Source organism: Micromonospora sp. NPDC000207, from assembly GCF_040300925.1.
Taxonomy (GTDB): Bacteria; Actinomycetota; Actinomycetes; order Mycobacteriales; family Micromonosporaceae; genus Micromonospora.
In genome coordinates this window covers 49,410-68,920 of sequence record NZ_JBEPEQ010000012.1, presented here as the reverse complement: position 1 = coordinate 68,920, position 19,511 = coordinate 49,410, and the positions used below count along the sequence as shown (strand labels likewise).

Here is a 19,511-nt window from a genome sequence, read left to right as displayed (position 1 = left end):
GGTTTCGACCCGGGCGGTCTGCTCGGCGGCTGGGCGGTGGAGCGGGCCGCCGCCCGGCTGCGGGCCGCCGGGATCGACGACTACGCCGTGCTCACCGGGGCGGACCTGGTGGTACGCGGCACCGCCGAACACGGCGGACCGTGGCGGGTGGCAGTGCACCACCCCACCGACCCCCGGCGACCTCCCCTGGTGCTGGAGCTGACCTCGGGCGCGGTGGGGACCTCGGGGGTGACCGGACGGCAGGGACACGTGGTGGACCCGCACACCGGTGAACCGGCCGACCAGCTCGTCGCGGCCACGGTCGTCGGCCCCGACCTGGCCGTCGCGGACGCGTACGCCACAGCGCTCTACGCCGCCGGCCCCGCCGGCCTGGCCTGGTTCCGTGGGGATTCGCCCTACCGGGCGCTGTTCGCCCACCGTAGAGGCTGACCGGTCCGGGCAGGACCGGCGACGGCCTCCGGCCCTCGCGGGCCGCACCCCGATCGGCCCGCACGGTCTCGGCAACGACCGTGCGGGCCGGCCAGCGACGAGTGCGCGTGGTTCGCGCAGCCGAGGGGTACGGGCCGGTCGACCGGGACGCCGAGCCACGCCACCCGAAGGCGGGTCGACGTCACGAGTGCAGCCGGTGGCCGCAGGCCAACGCTAGCCAATCGACGCAACTCTACGCAAGCATCTCCACACCGGACCGTCGAGACAGGATGTCGTCGGATGCGACGCGGGGTCGTTGCGCTGTGGTGACCGACGGATGGCACGCTGTCCGCCGTGAGTTTCGATCTGAGCGTGTGGGCACTGTGGGACGGGGCGACCCCCGCCGACGTGCGGACGGCGGTACAACGGTGCCGGCAGGGACAGCATGTGGACCGTTACCCCGATCCACGGGTGGTGGCGTTCTACCGGGCGGTCACCGCCATCTACCCCGACCGCCCCGCCGGGCCGGGTACGCCGTGGGAGGTGGCCCCGCTGCACGCCGCCAGCGACCACGTGGAGATGAACCTGGTCCCGACCTGCGCGGACCAGGTGCTACTCGACATCGAGCGGCTCGCCGGGGAGCACCGGTTGATGCTCTTCGACGTCCAGGACGGTTCGGTCTACCCGCCGCCCAGCCACGTAGGCCGCTGAACCGGATGGCCGGGTGGACAGGGGAACCCTCTCCACCACGGGCCTCCCGCGGGGGTCCGTCCCCGAACGACAGTGGGGGCCCGGTCGCGTCGCGACCGGGCCCCCACTGTCGATGATCACTCGTCGCGCAGGTCCGCCGCGCTCGCCGAGGTCGCGCCGATCGAGTCGGCCGCCGAGGTCAGCAGGTCGGCGCCGAGCGCCTGGTCGACGGTGAGGGTCATCAGCGTCTCACCACCGGCCTCCCGACGGGCCACCTGCATGGCGGCGATGTTGACGCCGGCCTCGCCGAGCAGGGAGCCGACGGTGCCGACCACGCCCGGCCGGTCGGCGTAGCGCAGGAAGAGCAGGATGCCCTCCGCACCGATCTCCACGTCGAAGCCGTCCACCTCGGTCAGCTTGAGCACGTCCCGGGTGCCGGTGTGCGCCACGGTGCCGGAGACGCTCACCGTACGACCGTCGGGCAGCGCGCCCCGGACGGTGACCAGGTTGGGGTGCTCCAGGGTCTCGACCTGCGTGGTCAGGGTCACCTCGACGCCCCGCTCGGCGGCCAGGTGCGGCGCGTTGACGTAGGTCACCTGCTCCTCGACCACCGAGCTGAACAGCCCCTTGGTGGCCGCGAGCTTGAGCACCGAGACGTCGTGGTCGACGATCTCACCGCGTACCTCGACGGTGACGCTCGCGGCGACCACACCGGCGACGGCGGTGAAGGCCCGACCGAGCTTCTCGGCCAGCGGCAGCAGCGGCCGGACGTCCTCGGCGACGACCCCACCGGCCTGGACGTTCACCGCGTCCGGCACGAACTCGCCCTGGAGCGCGAGCTTGACGCTCCTGGCCACCGCGAGACCGGCCTTGTCCTGCGCCTCGGCGGTGGAGGCGCCCAGGTGCGGGGTGGCGACCACGTTGTCGAAGGCGAACAGCGGCGAGGAGGTGCAGGGCTCCTTGGAGTAGACGTCGACGCCGGCACCGGCGACCCGGCCCTCGGCGATCGCGTCGGCCAGGGCCTGCTCGTCGACGAGGCCGCCCCGGGCGGCGTTGACGATCCGCACCCCGGGCTTGACGACGGCGAGTTCCTTCTCACCGATCAGCCCGACGGTCTCCGGGGTCTTGGGCAGGTGGATCGAGATGAAGTCGCTCTCCCGCAGCAGCTCCTCCAGGCCCACCAGGCGCACCCCGAGCTGAGCCGCGCGGGCCGGCTGGATGTAGGGGTCGTACGCGATCAGCCGGGTGCCGAAGGCGGCGATCCGCTGCGCGAAGAGCACACCGATACGACCGAGACCGACGACACCAACGGTCTTGCCCTGGATCTCCACGCCGGTGTACTTGGACCGCTTCCACTCCCCCGCCTTCAGCGCGGCGCTGGCGCTGGCGGTGTTGCGGGCCACGGCGAGCAGCAGCGCGACGGCCTGCTCCGCGGCGGAGACGATGTTCGAGGTGGGGGCGTTGACGACCATCACGCCCCGGGCGGTGGCCGCCGGCACCTCGACGTTGTCCAGACCGACGCCCGCCCGGGCGACCACCTTCAGCCTCGGGGCGGCGGCGATCGCCTCGGCGTCGATCTGGGTGGCGCTGCGGACGATCACAGCGTCCGCCTCGGCGAGCGCGGAGAGCAGCGCAGGACGGTCGGTGCCGTCGACGTGACGGACGTCGAAGTCGTGCGCGAGCACCTCGATGGCGGCGGGAGCGAGTTCTTCGGCGATCAGTACGACAGGAGTCATCGGTCCTCGTAGATGTCGGATGCGTGGTGTGATGTGCTACGCCGACGCTGCGATGCGTCCTGCGCCGACCGACCCATTGGCCGTGGTGCCGCTTGCGCACCTAGGCCCGATCGTAGGGCTCAAGCTGCGCGGCTCGCCCCGACGACCGGCGTGAGTGCCCTCACAGGCCCCTGCCGACCCCGGTGTCACCTGCGCCGATCGCGGTCTGCTCAGCACCTGTCGGATGCGGTTGCGTGACGCAGATCCCCTGCCTCTGCACACCCTCGGTGAGACGCGGACGGTCCGCCGACGCCCCGGGAAGGGGTGTCGGCGGACCGTTGCGGTGACGACTGTGATCAGGCCGTCTCGGTGATCGGCCGGTCCACCCAGCTCATCATGTTGCGCAGCTTCTGGCCGGTCTCCTCGATCGGGTGGACCGCGCCCTCGGCCCGCCACTTGGCGAAGTTGGGCCGGCCCGCCTCGTCCTCGGCGACCCACTCGCGGGCGAACTCGCCCGACTGGACCTCGGAGAGGATCTTGCGCATCTCCTCCTTGACCCGGGAGTCGATGACGCGCGGCCCACGGGACAGGTCACCGTACTCGGCGGTGTCGGAGACGCTGTAGCGCATCCGGGCGATACCGCCCTCGTACATCAGGTCGACGATCAGCTTCAGCTCGTGCAGGCACTCGAAGTAGGCGATCTCCGGGGCGTACCCGGCCTCGGTCAGCACCTCGAAGCCGGTCTGCACCAGCGCCGCCGCACCGCCGCAGAGGACCGCCTGCTCCCCGAAGAGGTCGGTCTCGGTCTCCTCGGTGAAGGTGGTCTTGATCGCACCGGCCCGGGTGCCGCCGATCCCCTTGGCGTAGGAGAGCGCGAGCTGGAACGCGGTGCCGCTGGCGTCCTGCTCGACGGCGACCAGACAGGGCACGCCCTTGCCGTCGACGTACTGCCGACGGACCAGGTGACCCGGGCCCTTCGGGGCCACCATCGCGACGTCCACGTCGGCCGGGGGCTTGATCAGGTCGTACCGGATGTTGAACCCGTGACCGAAGAAGATGGCCTTGCCCGGCGCCAGGTTCGGGGCGATCGCCTCGGTGTACAGGGACCGCTGGGCGGTGTCCGGAGCCAGGATCATGATCACGTCGGCCTCGGCCGCCGCCTCCGCCGGGGTCAGCACCCGCAGACCCTGCTCCTCGGCCTTGGGCCGGCTCTTCGACCCGGCCGGCAGACCGATGACCACGTCGACCCCGGAGTCGCGCAGCGACAGCGCGTGGGCGTGGCCCTGGCTGCCGTACCCGATCACGGCGACCTTCTTGGCCTGGATCAGGCCGAGGTCGGCGTCGTCGTCGTAGAACACCTCAACGCTCATGGAACTTCCCTTTCGTACGGCGGCCCGGTCGGCCCGTCGTGGACTGTGTGGCTCAGTCGGCAGTGGAGCCGGACCGATGTCTTGGTGACGGCCCACAGGTCGGGCCGTCCGGTGGCCCGAACCAGCGGGTTCGGGCCGGGTGTGCGGTCAGGCGGCCCGCAGGGTCGGGCCGGCGGTGATCGACCGCGACCCCCGCCCGATGGCGACCAGGCCCGACTGGACCATCTCCTTGATACCGAAGGGCTCCAGGTCGCGCAGGAGCGCGTCGAGCTTGTCCGGGGTGCCGGTCGCCTCGACTGTGAGAGTGTCGGGTGCCACGTCGACCACCCGGGCCCGGAACAGGTTCACCGTCTCCAACACCTGCGCCCGGGCCGCTCGGTCCGCCCGCACCTTGACCAGGAGCAACTCCCGGGCGACGGAGACCTGGGCGTCCAGCTCGACGATCTTGAGTACGTTGACGAGCTTGTTGAGCTGCTTGGTGACCTGCTCCAGCGGCGAACGCTCGGCGTTGACGACGATGGTGATCCGGGAGACGTGCGGGTTCTCCGTCTCTCCGACGGCGAGGCTGCTGATGTTGAACCCCCGCCGGGAGAACAGCCCGGAGACCCGGGCCAGGACACCCGGCTTGTTCTCCACGAGCACCGACAGTGTGTGCAAGGTCATCGCAGTGCCTCTCTCGTCACGCCCTCATGGCCCTCGCTGCGCTCGGTGCAACCGGTCATGACCGCGCCACCTCCGTCAGGCCCTCATGGCCCTCGCTGCGCTCGGTGCAATCGGTCATGACTAGACGTCGTCCTCGTCGAAGGCGGGGCGGACGCCCCGAGCGAACATGATCTCGTCGTTGCTGGTACCGGCGGGGACCATCGGCCACACCATGGCGTCCTTGCCGACCACGAAGTCCACCACGACGGGGGCGTCGTTGATCGCCATCGCGGCCTCGATGGTGGCGTCCACGTCCTCGGCGTTCTCGCAGCGCAGCCCGACGCAGCCCAGCGCCTCGGCGAGCTTCACGAAGTCGGGGATCCGGTGCTTGTGGGTGCCCAGCTCGGTGTTGGAGTAGCGCTCCCCGTAGAACAGGGTCTGCCACTGCCTGACCATCCCGAGATTACCGTTGTTGATCAGGGCGATCTTGATCGGGATGCCCTCCAGGGCACAGGTGGCCAGCTCCTGGTTGGTCATCTGGAAGCAGCCGTCGCCGTCCACCCCCCAGACCACCGTGTCCGGCTTGCCGACCTTGGCGCCCATCGCCGCCGGGACCGCGTAGCCCATCGTGCCGGCACCGCCGGAGTTCAACCAGGTGTACGGCTTCTCGTAGGAGATGAACTGCGAGGCCCACATCTGGTGCTGGCCGACACCCGCCACGAAGATCGTGTCCGGGCCGGCGATCTCGCCCAGCCGCTTGATGACGTACTGCGGGGAGAGGGTCCCGTCGGCCGGCTCCTCGTACCCCAGCGCGTAGCGCTTGCGCAGGTCGTCGAGCTGCGCCCACCAGTCGGCGTGGTCGACCACCCGGTCGGCGGCCCGCTCGACGGTGACGGCCGCGATCAGCTCGTCGATCACGTGTCGGGCGTCACCCACGATCGGCACGTCGGCGTGGCGGTTCTTGCCGATCTCCGCCGGGTCGATGTCGGCGTGCACCACAGTGGCGTCCGGGGCGAACGAGTCGAGCTTCCCGGTGACCCGGTCGTCGAACCGGGCCCCCAGGGCGACGATCAGGTCGGCCTTCTGGAGCCCGTAGACCGCGGCCACCGTGCCGTGCATGCCGGGCATCCCCAGGTGCTGCGGATGCGAGTCGGGGAACGCACCCAGCGCCATCAGGGTGGTGACCACCGGGATCCCGGTCAGCTCGGCGAGCTTGCGCAGCCCCTCGGTGGCACCGGCCTTGAGGACACCGCCGCCGACGTACAGGACGGGGCGGCGGGCGTTGCTCATCAGCCGGGCCGCCTCCCGGATCTGCTTGCCGTGCGGGTGCAGGGTCGGGCGGTACCCGGGCAGGTCGAGCGTGGGCGGCCAGGTGAAACTGGTCTGCGCCTGGAGGACGTCCTTGGGGATGTCGACCAGGACCGGGCCGGGACGGCCGGAGGCGGCCAGGTGGAACGCCTCGGCGAGGACCTGCGGGATCTCCTCGGGGGTCTGCACCAGGAAGTTGTGCTTGGTGATCGGCAGGGTGATCCCCTGGATGTCCGCCTCCTGGAAGGCGTCCGTGCCGATCGCCGGCCGCGCCACCTGACCGGTGATCGCGACGATCGGCACCGAGTCCATGTACGCGTCGGCGATCGGGGTGACCAGGTTCGTCGCACCCGGGCCGGAGGTGGCGATGCACACACCGACCCGTCCGGTGGCCTGGGCGTAGCCGGTGGCGGCGTGACCGGCACCCTGCTCGTGCCGAACCAGGATGTGCCGCACCGTGGAGTCGTAGAGCGGGTCGTACGCCGGCAGGATGGCCCCACCCGGGATACCGAAGACGACGTCGACGCCGAGCGCCTCCAGGGACCGCACCAGCGAACCGGCACCGGAGAGTACGGCCGGCTCGGGGGTCGCGACGGCGGCCTGGACAGCGGCGCCACGGGTGGTGGAGGTGTGGTCGACGTCGCTCGCCGGCTCGGTGGCCGCACGGGCCCGGCGGGCGGAGTTCGCGAGGGTCTCGGGCGTGGGTCTCGTCATGACGGTTCTGGCCTTCGGCTGGAGTGGAGGCACTGGTCTTGGTAGTGCAGCACGGGCGGGGCCCGTTTCGATTGACGTTTCGACGGCAACAAAAAAGCCCTCGTGCAGATGCACGGGGCCAGCGCACTCTCAGGTAGGGAGAGTGCGCTCAGATAAGTACTCGCAGCGACCGGTTAGACGACATGGGGCTAAGCCTGACGCATCTCACGCGATGAGTCAACTGATCCCACATGTTGGTTAACGGATCTCGGCGTGCCGCCCTCCGACGCGCCGCCCACGGGACGTATGGGCTGTTCAGGGTCGGTATCACCGGACCGCTGCGGGAGCGGACCGGCCGACGACGGCCGGGCCCCCGGGCTCGTCGCCGCGTCCAACATCGCCTCCAGGTGCTCGGCCGGGACGCCCCAGCCGAACAGAGCGCCCTGACCGAACCGGCACCCGGCGGCGACCACGGCGGCCAACTCCGTGCGATTCGTCACCCCCTCGGCGATCACCTCCAGCCCGAGCTGGTGACCGAGGCGCATCACGATGTCCACCATCGGGGCGAAGGCCGGCCCGTCCCGGTCCACCGGACGTACCGGCTCGTGCTCCGCCACCAGACTGTGGTCGATCTTGAGGATGTCGATCGGGAGCCGACGCAGCTGGCCCAGGGAGGAGTACCCCGCGCCGAAGTCGTCGAGGGCGATCCGTACGCCGGTCCGGCGCAGGGCGGTCAGTCGTCGGATCAGCTCGTCCAGGTCGGTGGCGACAGCGTGTTCGGTGACCTCCAGGACCAGCCGCTGCGGCGGTACCCGGTGGGCGCGCAGCGCCTCGGCGACCTGCCTGACGTACTCCGGGGCGTGCAGTTCCCGGGGCGAGACGTTCACCGACACCCAGACGTCGTGACCGTCGGCCAGCCAGCGGGACAGCTGCCCACACGCCTGGTCCAGCACCCAGGCCCCCAGGCTGGCGATCATCCCGGACTCCTCGGCCAACGGAATGAACTCGTCCGGCCCGACCCTGCCCAGCTCCGGATGGCGCCACCGCAGCAGCGCCTCGGCGCCGACCGGGCGTACCGACGGCAGCGAGGCCACCGGCTGGAACGCCAGACTCAGCTCGCCCCGCCCGATCGCCCCCCGCAGTTCGTGCTCGACAGTGGTCCGCCGACGCAGCAACTGGTCGTAGGCGACGTCGTAGCGTTCGATCCGGTTCTTGCCGCGCTGCTTGGCGTAGCGCAGGGCCAGGTCGGCGTGGCGCAGCAGCAACTGCATGTCGGTCGGGGCGGTCGCCTCGGGACCCTGGTCACCCTGGCCGGCCACGCCGATGCTGACCGACAGGAAGACCAGCCCGCCCGGCTGCTCGTACGGCTCACCGAGCACGTCCAGCAGCCGCTGGGCGATCGGGGTGGCCACCTCCGGCCCGCCGTGGATCAACACCGCGAACTCGTCCCCGCCGAGCCGGGCCGTCACGTCCTCGGGGCGCACGTTGGCCCGCAGTCGTCGACCCACCTCGGCCAAGACCGCATCCCCCACGTCGTGCCCGCGCATGTCGTTGACGATCTTGAACCCGTCCAGGTCCAGGCTGATCAACACGTGCGGGGTCCCGGCCCGGGCACACGAGGACAACTCCCCCAGCAACCCCCGCCGGTTGGCCAGCCCGGTGAGCGCGTCGGTGTGCGCCAACTCCCGGAAGTGCTGCTCCCGCTCGGCCAGCAGCCCGGCGTACCCGCGCAGGTCGTGCAGGGTGAGGTACTGCCGGGCCACCAGCGCGAACCCCTCCACGCTGCCGGCCACGATGCCGAGGGCGTCGAACCGCCCGTCCTGGAGAAGGTGGTACATCGCCGAGGTCGCCATGGCGACCATCGGGACCACCGCGTACCCGCTGTCCCGACCGATCCGGTCGACGTCCACCTGACCGGGCACCTCCGGGCGGGTCGCCACCACTGCCACCACCAGCAGCCCCACGGCGAGCAGGACGCCCCCCAGCAGCACCGGCAGGCCACCGCCCTGGGCCACCCCGGCGCAGATGCCGAGCCCGCCGACGGTGACACCGGTGACCCCGGCCGCGAAGACCGCCAACCGGGACCGTGGCGTCGCCCGGAGGACCACGATCAGGCCCAGCCCCACGGTCAGTGCCGTGCTCACGGTGGCCAGGAGGATCGCCGGACCGGCGGCCGGGGTGGCCGCCCCCAGCAGCCGGGTCGGCTCGGAGAAGAGCACCCACCCGACGAACCAGACGGCGGTGGCGACGATCAGACCGTCCAACGCCAGCCGACCGGCGGCGGCGTCGAAGGTCCTGGTCCCGGGCAGTCGGAGCAGCCACAGACAGAAGATCAGGCCGCTCGACACGGTGCCGGCGGCCACCAGCCACACCAGGACGCCCCGCCCGCCCGGGACCGGCCCGGAGTGGTCGAGATCACCGACCCCGACGGTCGACCCCACCACCAGGCCGGCCGTCGCGGTCACCGCTGCCAGCACCAGCAGGAGCTGACCGACACGGCAGCGACCGGACCGGGGCCGGACGGCGACGATCAGCAGGACGGTGGCGGTGGCGGCGACGAGCCCGCTCAACGCCGCGACGGCGACGCCAGAGGGGAAAGGCACGCGCACAACTCTGCCCGATGCGTCCCTGCGGCGGGGTACCGGGTGTGCATCTGTTGGGACACAGCGCACACACCCGGGTTGTACGCCGTCGACGGTGACAGACTGGAGTCATGCCTGAGCTGCGGTCGAGGACCTCCACGCACGGTCGGACGATGGCGGGCGCCCGGGCCCTCTGGCGGGCCACCGGGATGACCGACGACGACTTCGGTAAGCCGATCGTCGCCATCGCCAACAGTTTCACCCAGTTCGTCCCCGGCCATGTCCACCTCAAGGACATGGGCGGTCTGGTCGCCGACGCGGTGGCCGAGGCCGGCGGGGTGGGGCGGGAGTTCAACACCATCGCGGTGGACGACGGCATCGCCATGGGGCACGCCGGGATGCTCTACTCCCTGCCCAGCCGGGAGCTGATCGCCGACGCGGTCGAGTACATGGTCAACGCGCACTGCGCGGACGCCCTGGTCTGCATCTCGAACTGCGACAAGATCACCCCGGGGATGCTGCTGGCCGCCCTGCGGCTGAACATCCCCACGGTCTTCGTCTCCGGCGGCCCGATGGAGGCCGGCAAGACGGTGGCGATCGAGGGGATCGTGCACTCCAAGATCGACCTGATCGACGCCATGATCGCCTCCTCCAACGAGGCCGTCACCGAGGACCAGCTCGGCGAGATCGAGCGCTCCGCCTGCCCCACCTGCGGCTCCTGCTCCGGCATGTTCACCGCCAACTCGATGAACTGCCTCACCGAGGCGATCGGGCTGGCCCTCCCGGGCAACGGGTCGACACTGGCCACCCACGCCGCCCGCAAGTCGCTGTTCGTCGAGGCCGGCCGGACCGTCGTGGAGATCGCCAAGCGGTGGTACGACGCCGACGACGCCACAGTGCTGCCCCGTACGATCGCCGACCGGTCGGCCTTCGACAACGCCGTCGCCCTCGACGTGGCGATGGGCGGGTCGACGAACACGATCCTGCACCTGCTCGCCGCCGCCCGCGAGGCGGAACTGGACTTCGACGTCGCCGACATCGACGCCGTCTCCCGCCGGGTCCCCTGCCTGGCCAAGGTCGCCCCCAACTCGCCGAACTACCACATGGAGGACGTCCACCGGGCCGGCGGCATCCCCGCCATCCTGGGCGAGCTGAACCGGGCCGGGCTGCTCCACCGGGACGTCCACTCGGTGCACTCCCCCACCCTCCAGGGCTGGCTGGACGACTGGGACGTGCGCGGCGGCAAGGCCACCGAGCAGGCGAAGGAGCTGTTCCACGCCGCCCCCGGCGGGGTCCGCACCACCGAGCCCTTCTCCACCACCAACCGCTGGTCGTCGCTGGACACCGACGCCGCCGACGGCTGCATCCGCTCCGCCGAGCACGCGTACACCGCCGACGGTGGGCTGGCCATCCTGCACGGCAACCTCGCCCCCGAAGGGTGCGTCGTCAAGACCGCCGGGGTGCCCGAGGAGTGCCTCACCTTCCAGGGTCCGGCCAAGGTGTACGAGTCGCAGGACGACGCGGTCACCGCCATCCTCGCCAAGGAGATCGTCGCCGGGGACGTCGTGGTCATCAGGTACGAGGGCCCCAAGGGCGGCCCCGGCATGCAGGAGATGCTCTACCCCACCTCGTTCCTCAAGGGCCGAGGACTGGGCCGCTCCTGCGCCCTGCTCACCGACGGCCGGTTCTCCGGCGGCACCTCCGGGCTCTCCATCGGGCACGCCTCCCCCGAGGCCGCCTCCGGTGGACTGATCGCCCTGGTCGAGCCGGGCGACGAGATCGTCATCGACATCCCGAACCGGTCCATCGAGCTGAACGTCCCGGCCGACGTGCTGGAGGCCCGCCGGATCGCCCAGGAGAAGCGCGACAAGCCGTACACCCCCCTCGACCGGGTCCGCCCGGTCACCGCAGCCCTGCGGGCGTACGCCTCGATGGCCACCTCCGCCAGCGACGGCGCCTACCGCCGCGTCCCCGAGTGAGCTGAAAGGAGGGGCCCCTTCTTAACGCCTACGGTTAAGAAGGGGCCCCTCCTTTCAGCCATCACCCTCCGGCCGCCGACGCGATACATGCCCTCCGCACGACCACCCATCCACCTCAGTGCGCCTACCGCGACGACGAGGACGCCCGGGCGGGCCGGGTGGTGGGCACCTTCGGGGCCAACGCCTCCGGCAAGTCCAACTGCCTGCACGCCCTCGCCTTCATGCGCCGCCTCGTGATCTTTTCCGACCGTGAGGTCGAGCCGGGCCTCGGGGTGCCTCGCGAGCCGTACCGAATGACCCCCGACTCTCTCGACGCTTCCTCTCACTATGTCGTCGACATCGACTTGGAGGGTGTGCGGCACACCTACGGTTTCACCCTCGACAACGACGGCGTACTGAACGAGTGGCTCTGTCACTATCCGCTCAGGCGAAAGCGTCGGGTTTTCGAACGCACCGGCGATTCCTACGCGTGGGGCGAGGAGTCCAGCCAACGAACCATGCTGGAACGGATCGCCGAGGTCACCGCCCCGACGGCGCTCTTCCTCAGCACCGTCTCCCGCTTCGACAACCGCCAAGCCGGGCCTGACGAAGCAGGACCGGAGCCCCTACGGGACACGTACCGGTGGTTTCAGAAGATGTCCAGTCGTCATCAACCACACTCCGTCAATCGAGTCCCCCTGAACGGATCCGGCTGGCCGGAGAGCGGGGGCGAGCAGAAACACCCTGATCGAACTGCTGCGGGCAGCCGATGTCGGGATCGTCGACGTTGTCGAGGTAACGACCACGGTGACCGAAGAAGCGGCGTTTCGGTTCGGGACGAGCAATCCCAGCAGGGACGGAAAGGGGGGAATGTCGAGAAACGCACGTAACAGGGAGAACGCCCGAAGGAAGCGGTTGAAGTTCGCCCATCAGGGGCCAGTAGGTGATGTGCTGTTCGAGCTGGCGGAGGAGTCGACAGGTACCCAACAGCTTCTTGGGCTTGCCATCTTCACGAGTCACGACGCTGCTCTCCTCGGCAGCATCGACACCGAGGAGATCCTGCACCGGGACGAGATCTGGCTGATCCTGCACCACGAGAACTGCACCCGGTATCTGGAGAACGCCAAGAGGGCACGCGACCACCTCCGCAGGCTTGTCGAGGGCTGGGACAAGACCAAGCTCGCCTTCGCCGGCTTTCGGGACGGGGTCGACACCGCCACCGCGTACGCCCGAGCGCTCGGTGAACCACCTGACGCCAACCCCTCGACGGCCATCTGGCGACTGGTCGAGGAGCTGCGCGACCCCCGGTGACCGCCGACAAGGCCAGCCTGGCTTCGGCGTCGGAGCCGGGACATGCCTGGATGCGGTCCCATGGACGGGGCAGCTCCACAGGAGGCAGTTCGGATGTCACCCGCCCCGCCACGGCTACCGCGTCCCGCAGGCGCGGGACGCTCACGGCCGCAGAGCGGACCTCGACCGCCGCCCGTTCACCACCACTGGGGTAGTCAGGCGGGGTCGAAGCGGACTCCGTCGGCGACGACGTACCCGGTGGTGCCGCCGGTGCGGATCAGCACGCTGCCTGCCGTACCGGCGGTGAAGGGGTAGGTGCCCAGGGCGACCCACTGACTGCCGGAGGAGCGCTGGTCGACGGCACGGGTGGTGACCCCGTCGGCGTGGGCGATGTCGACGGGGACGTTCGCCGCCCGGTTGGCGTTGGCGGTCCAGCGCAGGTAGACCGTCCAGGTGCCGGAGCTGGGCAGGGTGGGGGTGAACCGCATCCAGGTCTGCCCCTTGCCGGTGTTGTCGTCGTGCTCGTAGTTCGCCCCGAGGTAGCCCCCGATGGCGGTGCTGGCCAGCCAGGTGCCGCCCCGGGTGACCCCGAGTCCGGCGTTGTCCACTGTGACAGCCCCCTCGCCGCCGGGGGGCCAGGTCAGGATCTGCCCGTCCTGACGCAGCCGGGTCTGGAGGGCCGCCGGGTCCACCTGCTGGACCGACTGCCCGGACTCGATGGCCAGGACGGCGGCCGTGGCGGCGGACTGGGCGAGGATCATGAAGACCGGTTCCATTCGGATGCTGCCGTAGGCGATGTGGCTGGCCGAGAGGCAGACCGGCACCAGCAGGTTGGCGCACTGGGCCTCGGTGGGGACGATCGACCGGTACGCCACCGGGTAGGGGCCGGGGACTCCGACCTGGACGTCCCCCTCGTTGCGGACCACCCCGTTCACCACGACCCGTTGGCAGTTGTGCGAGTCCATCGTGTAGCTGGCCAGCCCCACCGGATCGGACACCTGCCCGGAGCCCCGACAGTCCCGCTCGGTCATCACGTACCCGGAGATCATGCGGCGGGCCTCCCGGACGTACAACTGGGGGGACCAGCCACCGGTGGCGGTGAACTCGTCGGGGGCCAGGCCCCAGGCGGCGGTCGCGGTCCGGATGCTCGCCGGTAGCCGGGGGTCGGTGGCCAGGAACCACATCAACCCCTGCTGGTACCGCAGGTGTTCGGCGACGATGCTCTCCCGCTGGGCCCATCCGGCGGTGGGATACCCGTGGTTGGCCGCGATGAAGTCGGTGGAGAAGGCCCCGTGGTTGTTGGAGTCGGTCTTGCCGCCCCCGACGTTGTGGGTGGTGAAGAAGGGTCCGGCGAAACCGGCCTGGACGTAGCGGTGCAGCAGCTCGTAGTCGGCCGGGTCGTACCCCGCCGGTGGGGTGAAGGGAATCCGGTCGGCCGCCCTGGTCAGGCACATCCGGAAGTTGTACGCCTGGATCAGGTCGTCCCCGGTGCCGTTGGGGGCGACCGGGGTACCGGAGATCCCGGGCAGCAGGCCGCTGACCGCGCTGCCGGGGGTGCGGTACGGGTCGACGGGCAGCGTGAACTGGTGCCCGGTACGGAGTTGGGTGCCGTTGACTGTCTCCCCGTACACCGAGTTGGCCTCCCGGCCGACGGTGTGGCTCACCCCGGCCAGCGCCATCAGGTCCCCCTCGTAGGAGGCGTCGAGGAACATCGGGCCGGTGAAGTGCTGCCCGTTCGCCCCGGTCAGCCCGGTGATCCGGTTACCGGACCGGTCCACACCGGCGAGCCGGACCCCCAGGTACACCGGGATGGCGTACTCGGTGAGGAGGTCGTCGAAGACCTCGGCGGCGACGTGCGGTTCGAAGCTGAGCCGCAGCGGGGTGGCGGGGGTGACCGGTCCCGGAACGTACTTGACCTGCACCCGGCGGTAGAACTCTGCGGCCAGACCCCCGATTGAGGCGCTGGTCCCGCTGTCGGTGGCCCCCAACCCGCCGGTGGTGAGCCCTCCCACGTGCTGCCCGGGATCGATGATCACCGCGGTCCGGCCCATCCGGCGCATCTGTACGGCGGCGACGATCCCGGCGGAGGTGGCCCCGTAGACGACCAGGTCGGCGCTGACAGTGGTGGCGGCCAGGGCGGGAAGACTCCACCCGGAGGTGCCCGTGACCAGGAGGGTCACGCCACCGAGGCGCAGCAGGTGACGACGGGTGAGGGCAGGCGACATCGGGGGTGCCTCCCGGGCGACAGGGGTGCGGCCCGGGAGGGGCTCCGAGCCCACCATCGACCCTTGTGGATAACCACGGATGTGTCAAGACCGCCTGTCCACGCCGACCGCGCCCGCCGTGGCGGCCCCCGGGGCTCTTCGACCTATCGTGTCCCGGTGCAGACCAACGGGGGACGACAGATGATCACCGTACCGGCGGGGACTGTGACGTTGTCGGATCGGCGTACGCAGACGAGCTGGTCGGTCGAGGTCGCGGCGTTCGCCCTCGCCGCAGTGTCCACCACCCAGGCCCAGTACGCGGCGGTGACCGGCACCCACCCGAGTGGGGCGCAGGGTGAGCACCTGCCTGTGGAGAGTGTGTCGTGGCCGGACGCCGTCCACTACTGCAACCTGCTCTCCGAGATCGAGGGGCTGACGCCGGCGTACCGGATCGAGGGCGGGACCGACGACGGCGACGACGACGGCTCGGGAGTGGCGTGGGATCCGGCGGCCGACGGGTACCGGCTGCCGACGGAGGCCGAATGGGAGCACGCCTGCCGGGCCGGCACCACCGGACCCCGGTACGGGCCTCTCGACGAGATCGCCTGGTACCGGGGGAACTCCGGCGAGCGCAGCCACGAGGTGGGTGGCCTCCGCCCCAACTCGTGGGGCCTGTTCGACCTGCTCGGCAACGTCTGGGAGTGGTGCTGGGACGTCTACGACGCCGAGGTGTACGGCACGTACCGGGTGCTGCGTGGCGGCGGTTGGTTCGACGAGCACTGGAGCTGCCGCGCCTCGGTGCGACGGCGCAGTCATCCGACGCTCCGGATCGACGACCTCGGCTTCCGGGTGGCCCGGTCGGTCCCCCTTCCTCACGTCAGTTGACGGTGTCGAGGGTGGGGCGGGTGGTGAGGGCGGCGCCGTCCAGGGGGACCGGAGCGTGCACGGTGAACGTCGCCGTCTCACCGGGCAGGAGGGTCACCAGGGCGTCGTCGACCTCGGCGTCCGGGTGGAGACGGTCCGGGTAGAGGGTCAGGTCACGCAGGACGGTCCGGGCGGTGACCCGGACCCGTACGCCGCCGTCGACGCGTTCGACGGTGCTGTCGAAGTCCGCCGTCGGCCAGGTCACGTCCCGGTCCTCGGCGAAGAACCACAGTGCCCGGTCGACGCCCTCCCCCGCCTCGGCGACGAGGAGTTCCGCGGTGGCCCTGTCGGGTCGGGTCAGCTCCGCCGGGAGCGGCACCGTCACCACCGAGTACGCCGGCACGTCCACCTCGGTCGTCGTCTTCGCCCGGATCTCGCCGTCCAGGGTGACCCGGGTGACCGTCGAGGTGCCCCGCCACGGCCGCCCGGTGTCGTTGACTGCTACCACTGCCGGCGCACCGTCACGGGGCTGGACCGTCAACAGCCGGTCGGCGTACGCGCGGCGCAGCGCGTACCACAGGGGTTTGCGGCGGCCGTCCCCGTCGATCGCCGACCAGGAGGTCACAGGCCAGCAGTCGTTGAGCTGCCAGACGATGGTGCCCATGCAGACGCCCCGGTGTGAGCGGAAGTGCTCCACCCCCAGTTGGATGGCGCGGGCCTGGTTGAGCTGGGTGAGGTAGTGCCACCTGTCGAAGTCGGTCGGGGCGGGCAGGTGGGCGTCGAGCCCCCGCTGGAGTTTCCGGTCCCCGTCGGCCGCCTTCTGGTGGTGGGCCATTCCGGGTGAGTCGGGGGCGAGCGGCTGGTCGGTGAGGGCGCGGCGCAGTGTCGCGTACGCCGGGGGTGCCTGGTAGCCGAACTCGGCGAGGAACCGGGGGACGTACTCCCGGTATCTGGTGTAGTCGTGGGTGTTCCAGACGTCCCAGATGTGCATGGTGCCGTGGGCCGGGTCGTTGGGGTGCAGGTCCTCCCGCCCCGACCAGGGGCTCCCCGGCCAGTAGGGGCGGGTCGGGTCCAGTTCGGCGACGATCCGGGGCAGCAGGTCCAGGTAGTACCCCCGGCCCCAGGTCCGTCCGGCGAGCTGTTCCTGCCAGCCCCAGTCGTGCCAGCCCCAGATGTTCTCGTTGTTGCCGGTCCAGAGCACCAGTGACGGATGCGTCGACAGCCGGGTCACCTGCTCGGCCGCCTCGGCGGCGACCTCGGTGGCGAAGGGTTCCTCCTCCGGGTAGGCCGCGCAGGCGAACAGGAAGTCCTGCTGCACCAGGAGTCCGAGGGAGTCGGCGAGGTCGTAGAAGTCCTCCGATTCGTACCTGCCCCCGCCCCAGACCCGCAGGAGGTTGATGTTCGCCCCGATCGCCTGGTCGAACCGGTGGGCGAGCCGGTCCGGGGTGACCCGGCCGGCGAACGCGTCGTCGGGGATCCAGTTCACCCCCCTGACGAAGATCGGGAGGTCGTTGACGACGAGGGTGAACGGGGTCCCGTGGGCGTCGGGGGTGGTGTCCAGGGTGACGGTCCGGAACCCGACCTGCCGGGACCACTCGTCGAGGACCGTCCCGGCCGGGTCGTGGAGGGTGACCGTCAGCGGGTACCGGTGCGGCTCGCCGTACCCCCTGGGCCACCACCGTCTGACGTCGGGGACGGTCACGGCCACTACCGCGGTGTCCTGGCCGGCGGGGACGGTGACGTCGGCGGTGACGTCGGCGATCGTCGCCCGGACGGTCAGCGGGACGTCGGCGACGCGTTCCACTGCGACGTGCAGCTCCACCCGCCCGACGTCGGCACCGGCACCGCCGCCCCGGGCACCACCGGCACCGGCACCGGCACCGGCACCGGTGACCGTCACCACGGGCCGGACCGTCGCCAGCCGGGCGGTGGACCAGCGGTGCAGCCCGATGGGCTGCCAGATGCCGGCGGTGACCACTGTCGGTCCCCAGTCCCAGCCGAAGTTGCAGGCCGTCTTCCGGATGAAGTTGAACGGCTCCGGGTACGCGTTCGGCAGGTCACCGAGGCGGTCCCGGTGCCCCTCGGCGTACCGGTAGGCGGAGTCGAGGCGTACCGCGACGGTGTTCTCGCCCGGTCGCAGCACCGAGCCGACGTCGAACCGGTAGCTCCGGTGCTGGTTCTCGGCCCGGCCGACCTCGACGTCGTTGACGGTGACGGTGGCCACCGTGTCGAGCCCGGCGCAGACCAGGTCGACCCGGTCGTCGTCGCCGGGCCGCCAGTCGACCATGGTGGTGTACGTCCAGTCGGTGTGCCCGATCCAACCAAGCCGGACCTCGTTGTCGTCGAGGTACGGGTCGTCGATCAGCCCGGCGGCGAGCAGGTCGGTGTGCACGCACCCGGGGACGCCGGCCGGGACGGTCCGGTCGACGATCTCGGCGGGGACCGGTTCGGTGCCGGGTACGGCCCGCACCGTCCACCCGTCGTGCAGGTTCTGCTGGATCATGACTTGACGGCACCTTCCATGATTCCGCGCACGATCTGCCGGCCCCCGACCACAGCCGACACCGAAACGCTCCATACATTGATGAACACTGACTGAACCGGATAAGTCAGGCCACCGTACGGGCACCTCCGTGGAGTGTCAACGCCACAGATCATCGTCGATCGATCGGGCCCACCGACGGCACCGCCCCATGGGTGATCATCAAAAGGTCCGGGTGAAGTAGCGTGAGTGGTCGAACACCGAAGCACGGGAGGAGGCCCCTGGGTGAAGCGGCCGACGATCGCCGACGTCGCCCGGCGGGCCGGGGTGTCCAAGGGTGCCGTCTCGTACGCCCTCAACGGCCAGCCCGGCGTCTCCGAGGCGACCCGTCGACGGATCCTGGACATCGCCGCCGAGATCGGGTTCAGCCCCAGCAGCGCCGCACGGGCCCTCTCCGGGGCCACCGCCAACGCCGTCGGCCTGGCCCTGTGCCGACCGGCCCGGACCCTCGGCATCGAACCGTTCTTCATGGAGCTGATCAGCGGGGTGGAGGCCGAACTCTCCGCCCGGTCGTACGCGCTGACCCTTCAGGTGGTGGCCGACCCGGACGCCGAGATCGCCGTGTACCGACGGTGGTGGGCCGAGCGGCGGGTCGACGGGGTCCTCGTCTGTGACCTGCGCATCGACGACCGCCGGGTGCCCGCCCTGCGGGACCTGCAACTCCCGGCGGTGGTGATCGGCGGACCCGCCCGGACCGGGGGCCTGGCCCACGTCTGGTCCGACGACGCGGCAGCCCTCGTCGAGGCGGTGGAGTACCTGGTCGCCCTCGGGCACCGACGGATCGCCCGGGTCGCCGGGCTGGCGTCGCTGCTGCACACCCGGGTCCGCACCGAGGCCTTCGACGAGGTGTGTCGCCAGTCGGGCCTGACCGCCCCGGTGACCGTCTGGGCCGACTACACAGGCGAGGAGGGGGCGCGGGCGACCCGTCGGCTGTTGAGCGCCGCCGACCGCCCCAGCGCGGTGATCTACGACAACGACGTGATGGCGATCGCCGGGCTCTCGGTGGCCCAGGAGATGGGGTTGTCGGTCCCGGCCGACCTGTCCATCGTGGCCTGGGACGACTCGCCGCTGTGTCGACTGGTCCACCCGCCGTTGACGGCGCTCGGGCGGGACATCCCGGCGTACGGGGCGCACGCCGCCCGGGCACTGCTGGCGGTGATCGCCGGCGGACCGGCGACCGGGGCCCAGGACGAGACGGCCCACCTGACCCCCCGGGGCAGCACCGCCCCGCCCCGAACCCCCTGA

Annotated in this window: 14 protein-coding genes; 7 read left to right on the top strand and 7 right to left on the bottom strand. The window is 71.0% G+C overall.

The window, feature by feature from the left end; genetic code table 11:
- Window positions 1-429: FAD:protein FMN transferase (locus ABT336_RS05455; RefSeq protein ID WP_350895280.1), on the top strand; the 429-nt coding region annotated here is incomplete at its 5' end.
- Window positions 430-762: 333 nt separating this feature from the next.
- Window positions 763-1,119 carry a hypothetical protein gene (locus ABT336_RS05450; RefSeq protein WP_350895279.1) on the top strand — a complete coding sequence of 119 codons (357 nt, stop codon included), beginning with the start codon at window positions 763-765 and terminating at the stop codon, window positions 1,117-1,119.
- Window positions 1,120-1,235: 116 nt separating this feature from the next.
- On the opposite strand, the gene serA is transcribed toward ABT336_RS05450, so the two are convergent.
- The 5 genes from serA to ABT336_RS05425 all read right to left on the bottom strand — a co-directional run bounded on the left by serA (window position 1,236) and on the right by ABT336_RS05425 (window position 9,429).
- Entirely contained in the window at window positions 1,236-2,834 is a 1,599-nt protein-coding gene (serA, locus tag ABT336_RS05445) for a phosphoglycerate dehydrogenase (RefSeq protein ID WP_350895278.1), read from the bottom strand.
- A gap of 335 nt (window positions 2,835-3,169) precedes the next feature.
- Window positions 3,170-4,183, bottom strand: a complete 1,014-nt coding sequence (ilvC, locus tag ABT336_RS05440) for a ketol-acid reductoisomerase (protein ID WP_350895277.1) — start codon at window positions 4,181-4,183, stop codon at window positions 3,170-3,172.
- A gap of 147 nt (window positions 4,184-4,330) precedes the next feature.
- Window positions 4,331-4,846 carry an acetolactate synthase small subunit gene (gene ilvN / locus ABT336_RS05435; RefSeq protein WP_350895276.1) on the bottom strand — a complete coding sequence of 172 codons (516 nt, stop codon included), beginning with the start codon at window positions 4,844-4,846 and terminating at the stop codon, window positions 4,331-4,333.
- 120 nt (window positions 4,847-4,966) lie between these two features.
- A complete protein-coding gene (locus ABT336_RS05430) occupies window positions 4,967-6,847 on the bottom strand; it encodes an acetolactate synthase large subunit (protein WP_350895275.1) in 1,881 nt (626 codons plus the stop codon).
- Window positions 6,848-7,035: 188 nt separating this feature from the next.
- Window positions 7,036-9,429, bottom strand: a complete 2,394-nt coding sequence (locus ABT336_RS05425) for a putative bifunctional diguanylate cyclase/phosphodiesterase (RefSeq protein ID WP_502891111.1) — start codon at window positions 9,427-9,429, stop codon at window positions 7,036-7,038.
- A 110-nt stretch (window positions 9,430-9,539) separates the two neighbouring features.
- Between ABT336_RS05425 and ilvD the strand changes: the two genes are divergently transcribed.
- The 3 genes from ilvD to ABT336_RS05410 all read left to right on the top strand — a co-directional run bounded on the left by ilvD (window position 9,540) and on the right by ABT336_RS05410 (window position 12,677).
- Window positions 9,540-11,387 carry a dihydroxy-acid dehydratase gene (ilvD, locus tag ABT336_RS05420; RefSeq protein ID WP_350895273.1) on the top strand — a complete coding sequence of 616 codons (1,848 nt, stop codon included), beginning with the start codon at window positions 9,540-9,542 and terminating at the stop codon, window positions 11,385-11,387.
- Window positions 11,388-11,545: 158 nt separating this feature from the next.
- Entirely contained in the window at window positions 11,546-12,256 is a 711-nt protein-coding gene (locus tag ABT336_RS05415; protein WP_350895272.1) for an AAA family ATPase, read from the top strand.
- Window positions 12,257-12,281: 25 nt separating this feature from the next.
- Window positions 12,282-12,677 (top strand): hypothetical protein, encoded by a 396-nt coding sequence (locus ABT336_RS05410; protein WP_350895271.1) that lies wholly within the window; start codon window positions 12,282-12,284, stop codon window positions 12,675-12,677.
- A 194-nt stretch (window positions 12,678-12,871) separates the two neighbouring features.
- Here ABT336_RS05410 and ABT336_RS05405 read toward each other — a convergent pair whose 3' ends face one another.
- A complete protein-coding gene (locus ABT336_RS05405) occupies window positions 12,872-14,881 on the bottom strand; it encodes an FAD-dependent oxidoreductase (protein ID WP_350895270.1) in 2,010 nt (669 codons plus the stop codon).
- A gap of 156 nt (window positions 14,882-15,037) precedes the next feature.
- Between ABT336_RS05405 and ABT336_RS05400 the strand changes: the two genes are divergently transcribed.
- Window positions 15,038-15,745, top strand: coding sequence for a formylglycine-generating enzyme family protein (locus tag ABT336_RS05400; RefSeq protein WP_502891110.1), 708 nt, complete (start codon window positions 15,038-15,040; stop codon window positions 15,743-15,745).
- Here the strand turns inward: ABT336_RS05400 and ABT336_RS05395 are convergent.
- The gene (locus ABT336_RS05395; RefSeq protein ID WP_350895269.1) at window positions 15,738-18,227 is read right to left on the bottom strand and encodes a glycoside hydrolase family 2 protein; all 2,490 of its coding nucleotides are present in this window, start codon (window positions 18,225-18,227) and stop codon (window positions 15,738-15,740) included. The genes ABT336_RS05400 and ABT336_RS05395 overlap by 8 nt on opposite strands.
- 264 nt (window positions 18,228-18,491) lie before the next feature.
- On the opposite strand from ABT336_RS05395, the gene ABT336_RS05390 reads away from it, so the two are divergent.
- The gene (locus tag ABT336_RS05390; protein WP_350895268.1) at window positions 18,492-19,511 is read left to right on the top strand and encodes a LacI family DNA-binding transcriptional regulator; all 1,020 of its coding nucleotides are present in this window, start codon (window positions 18,492-18,494) and stop codon (window positions 19,509-19,511) included.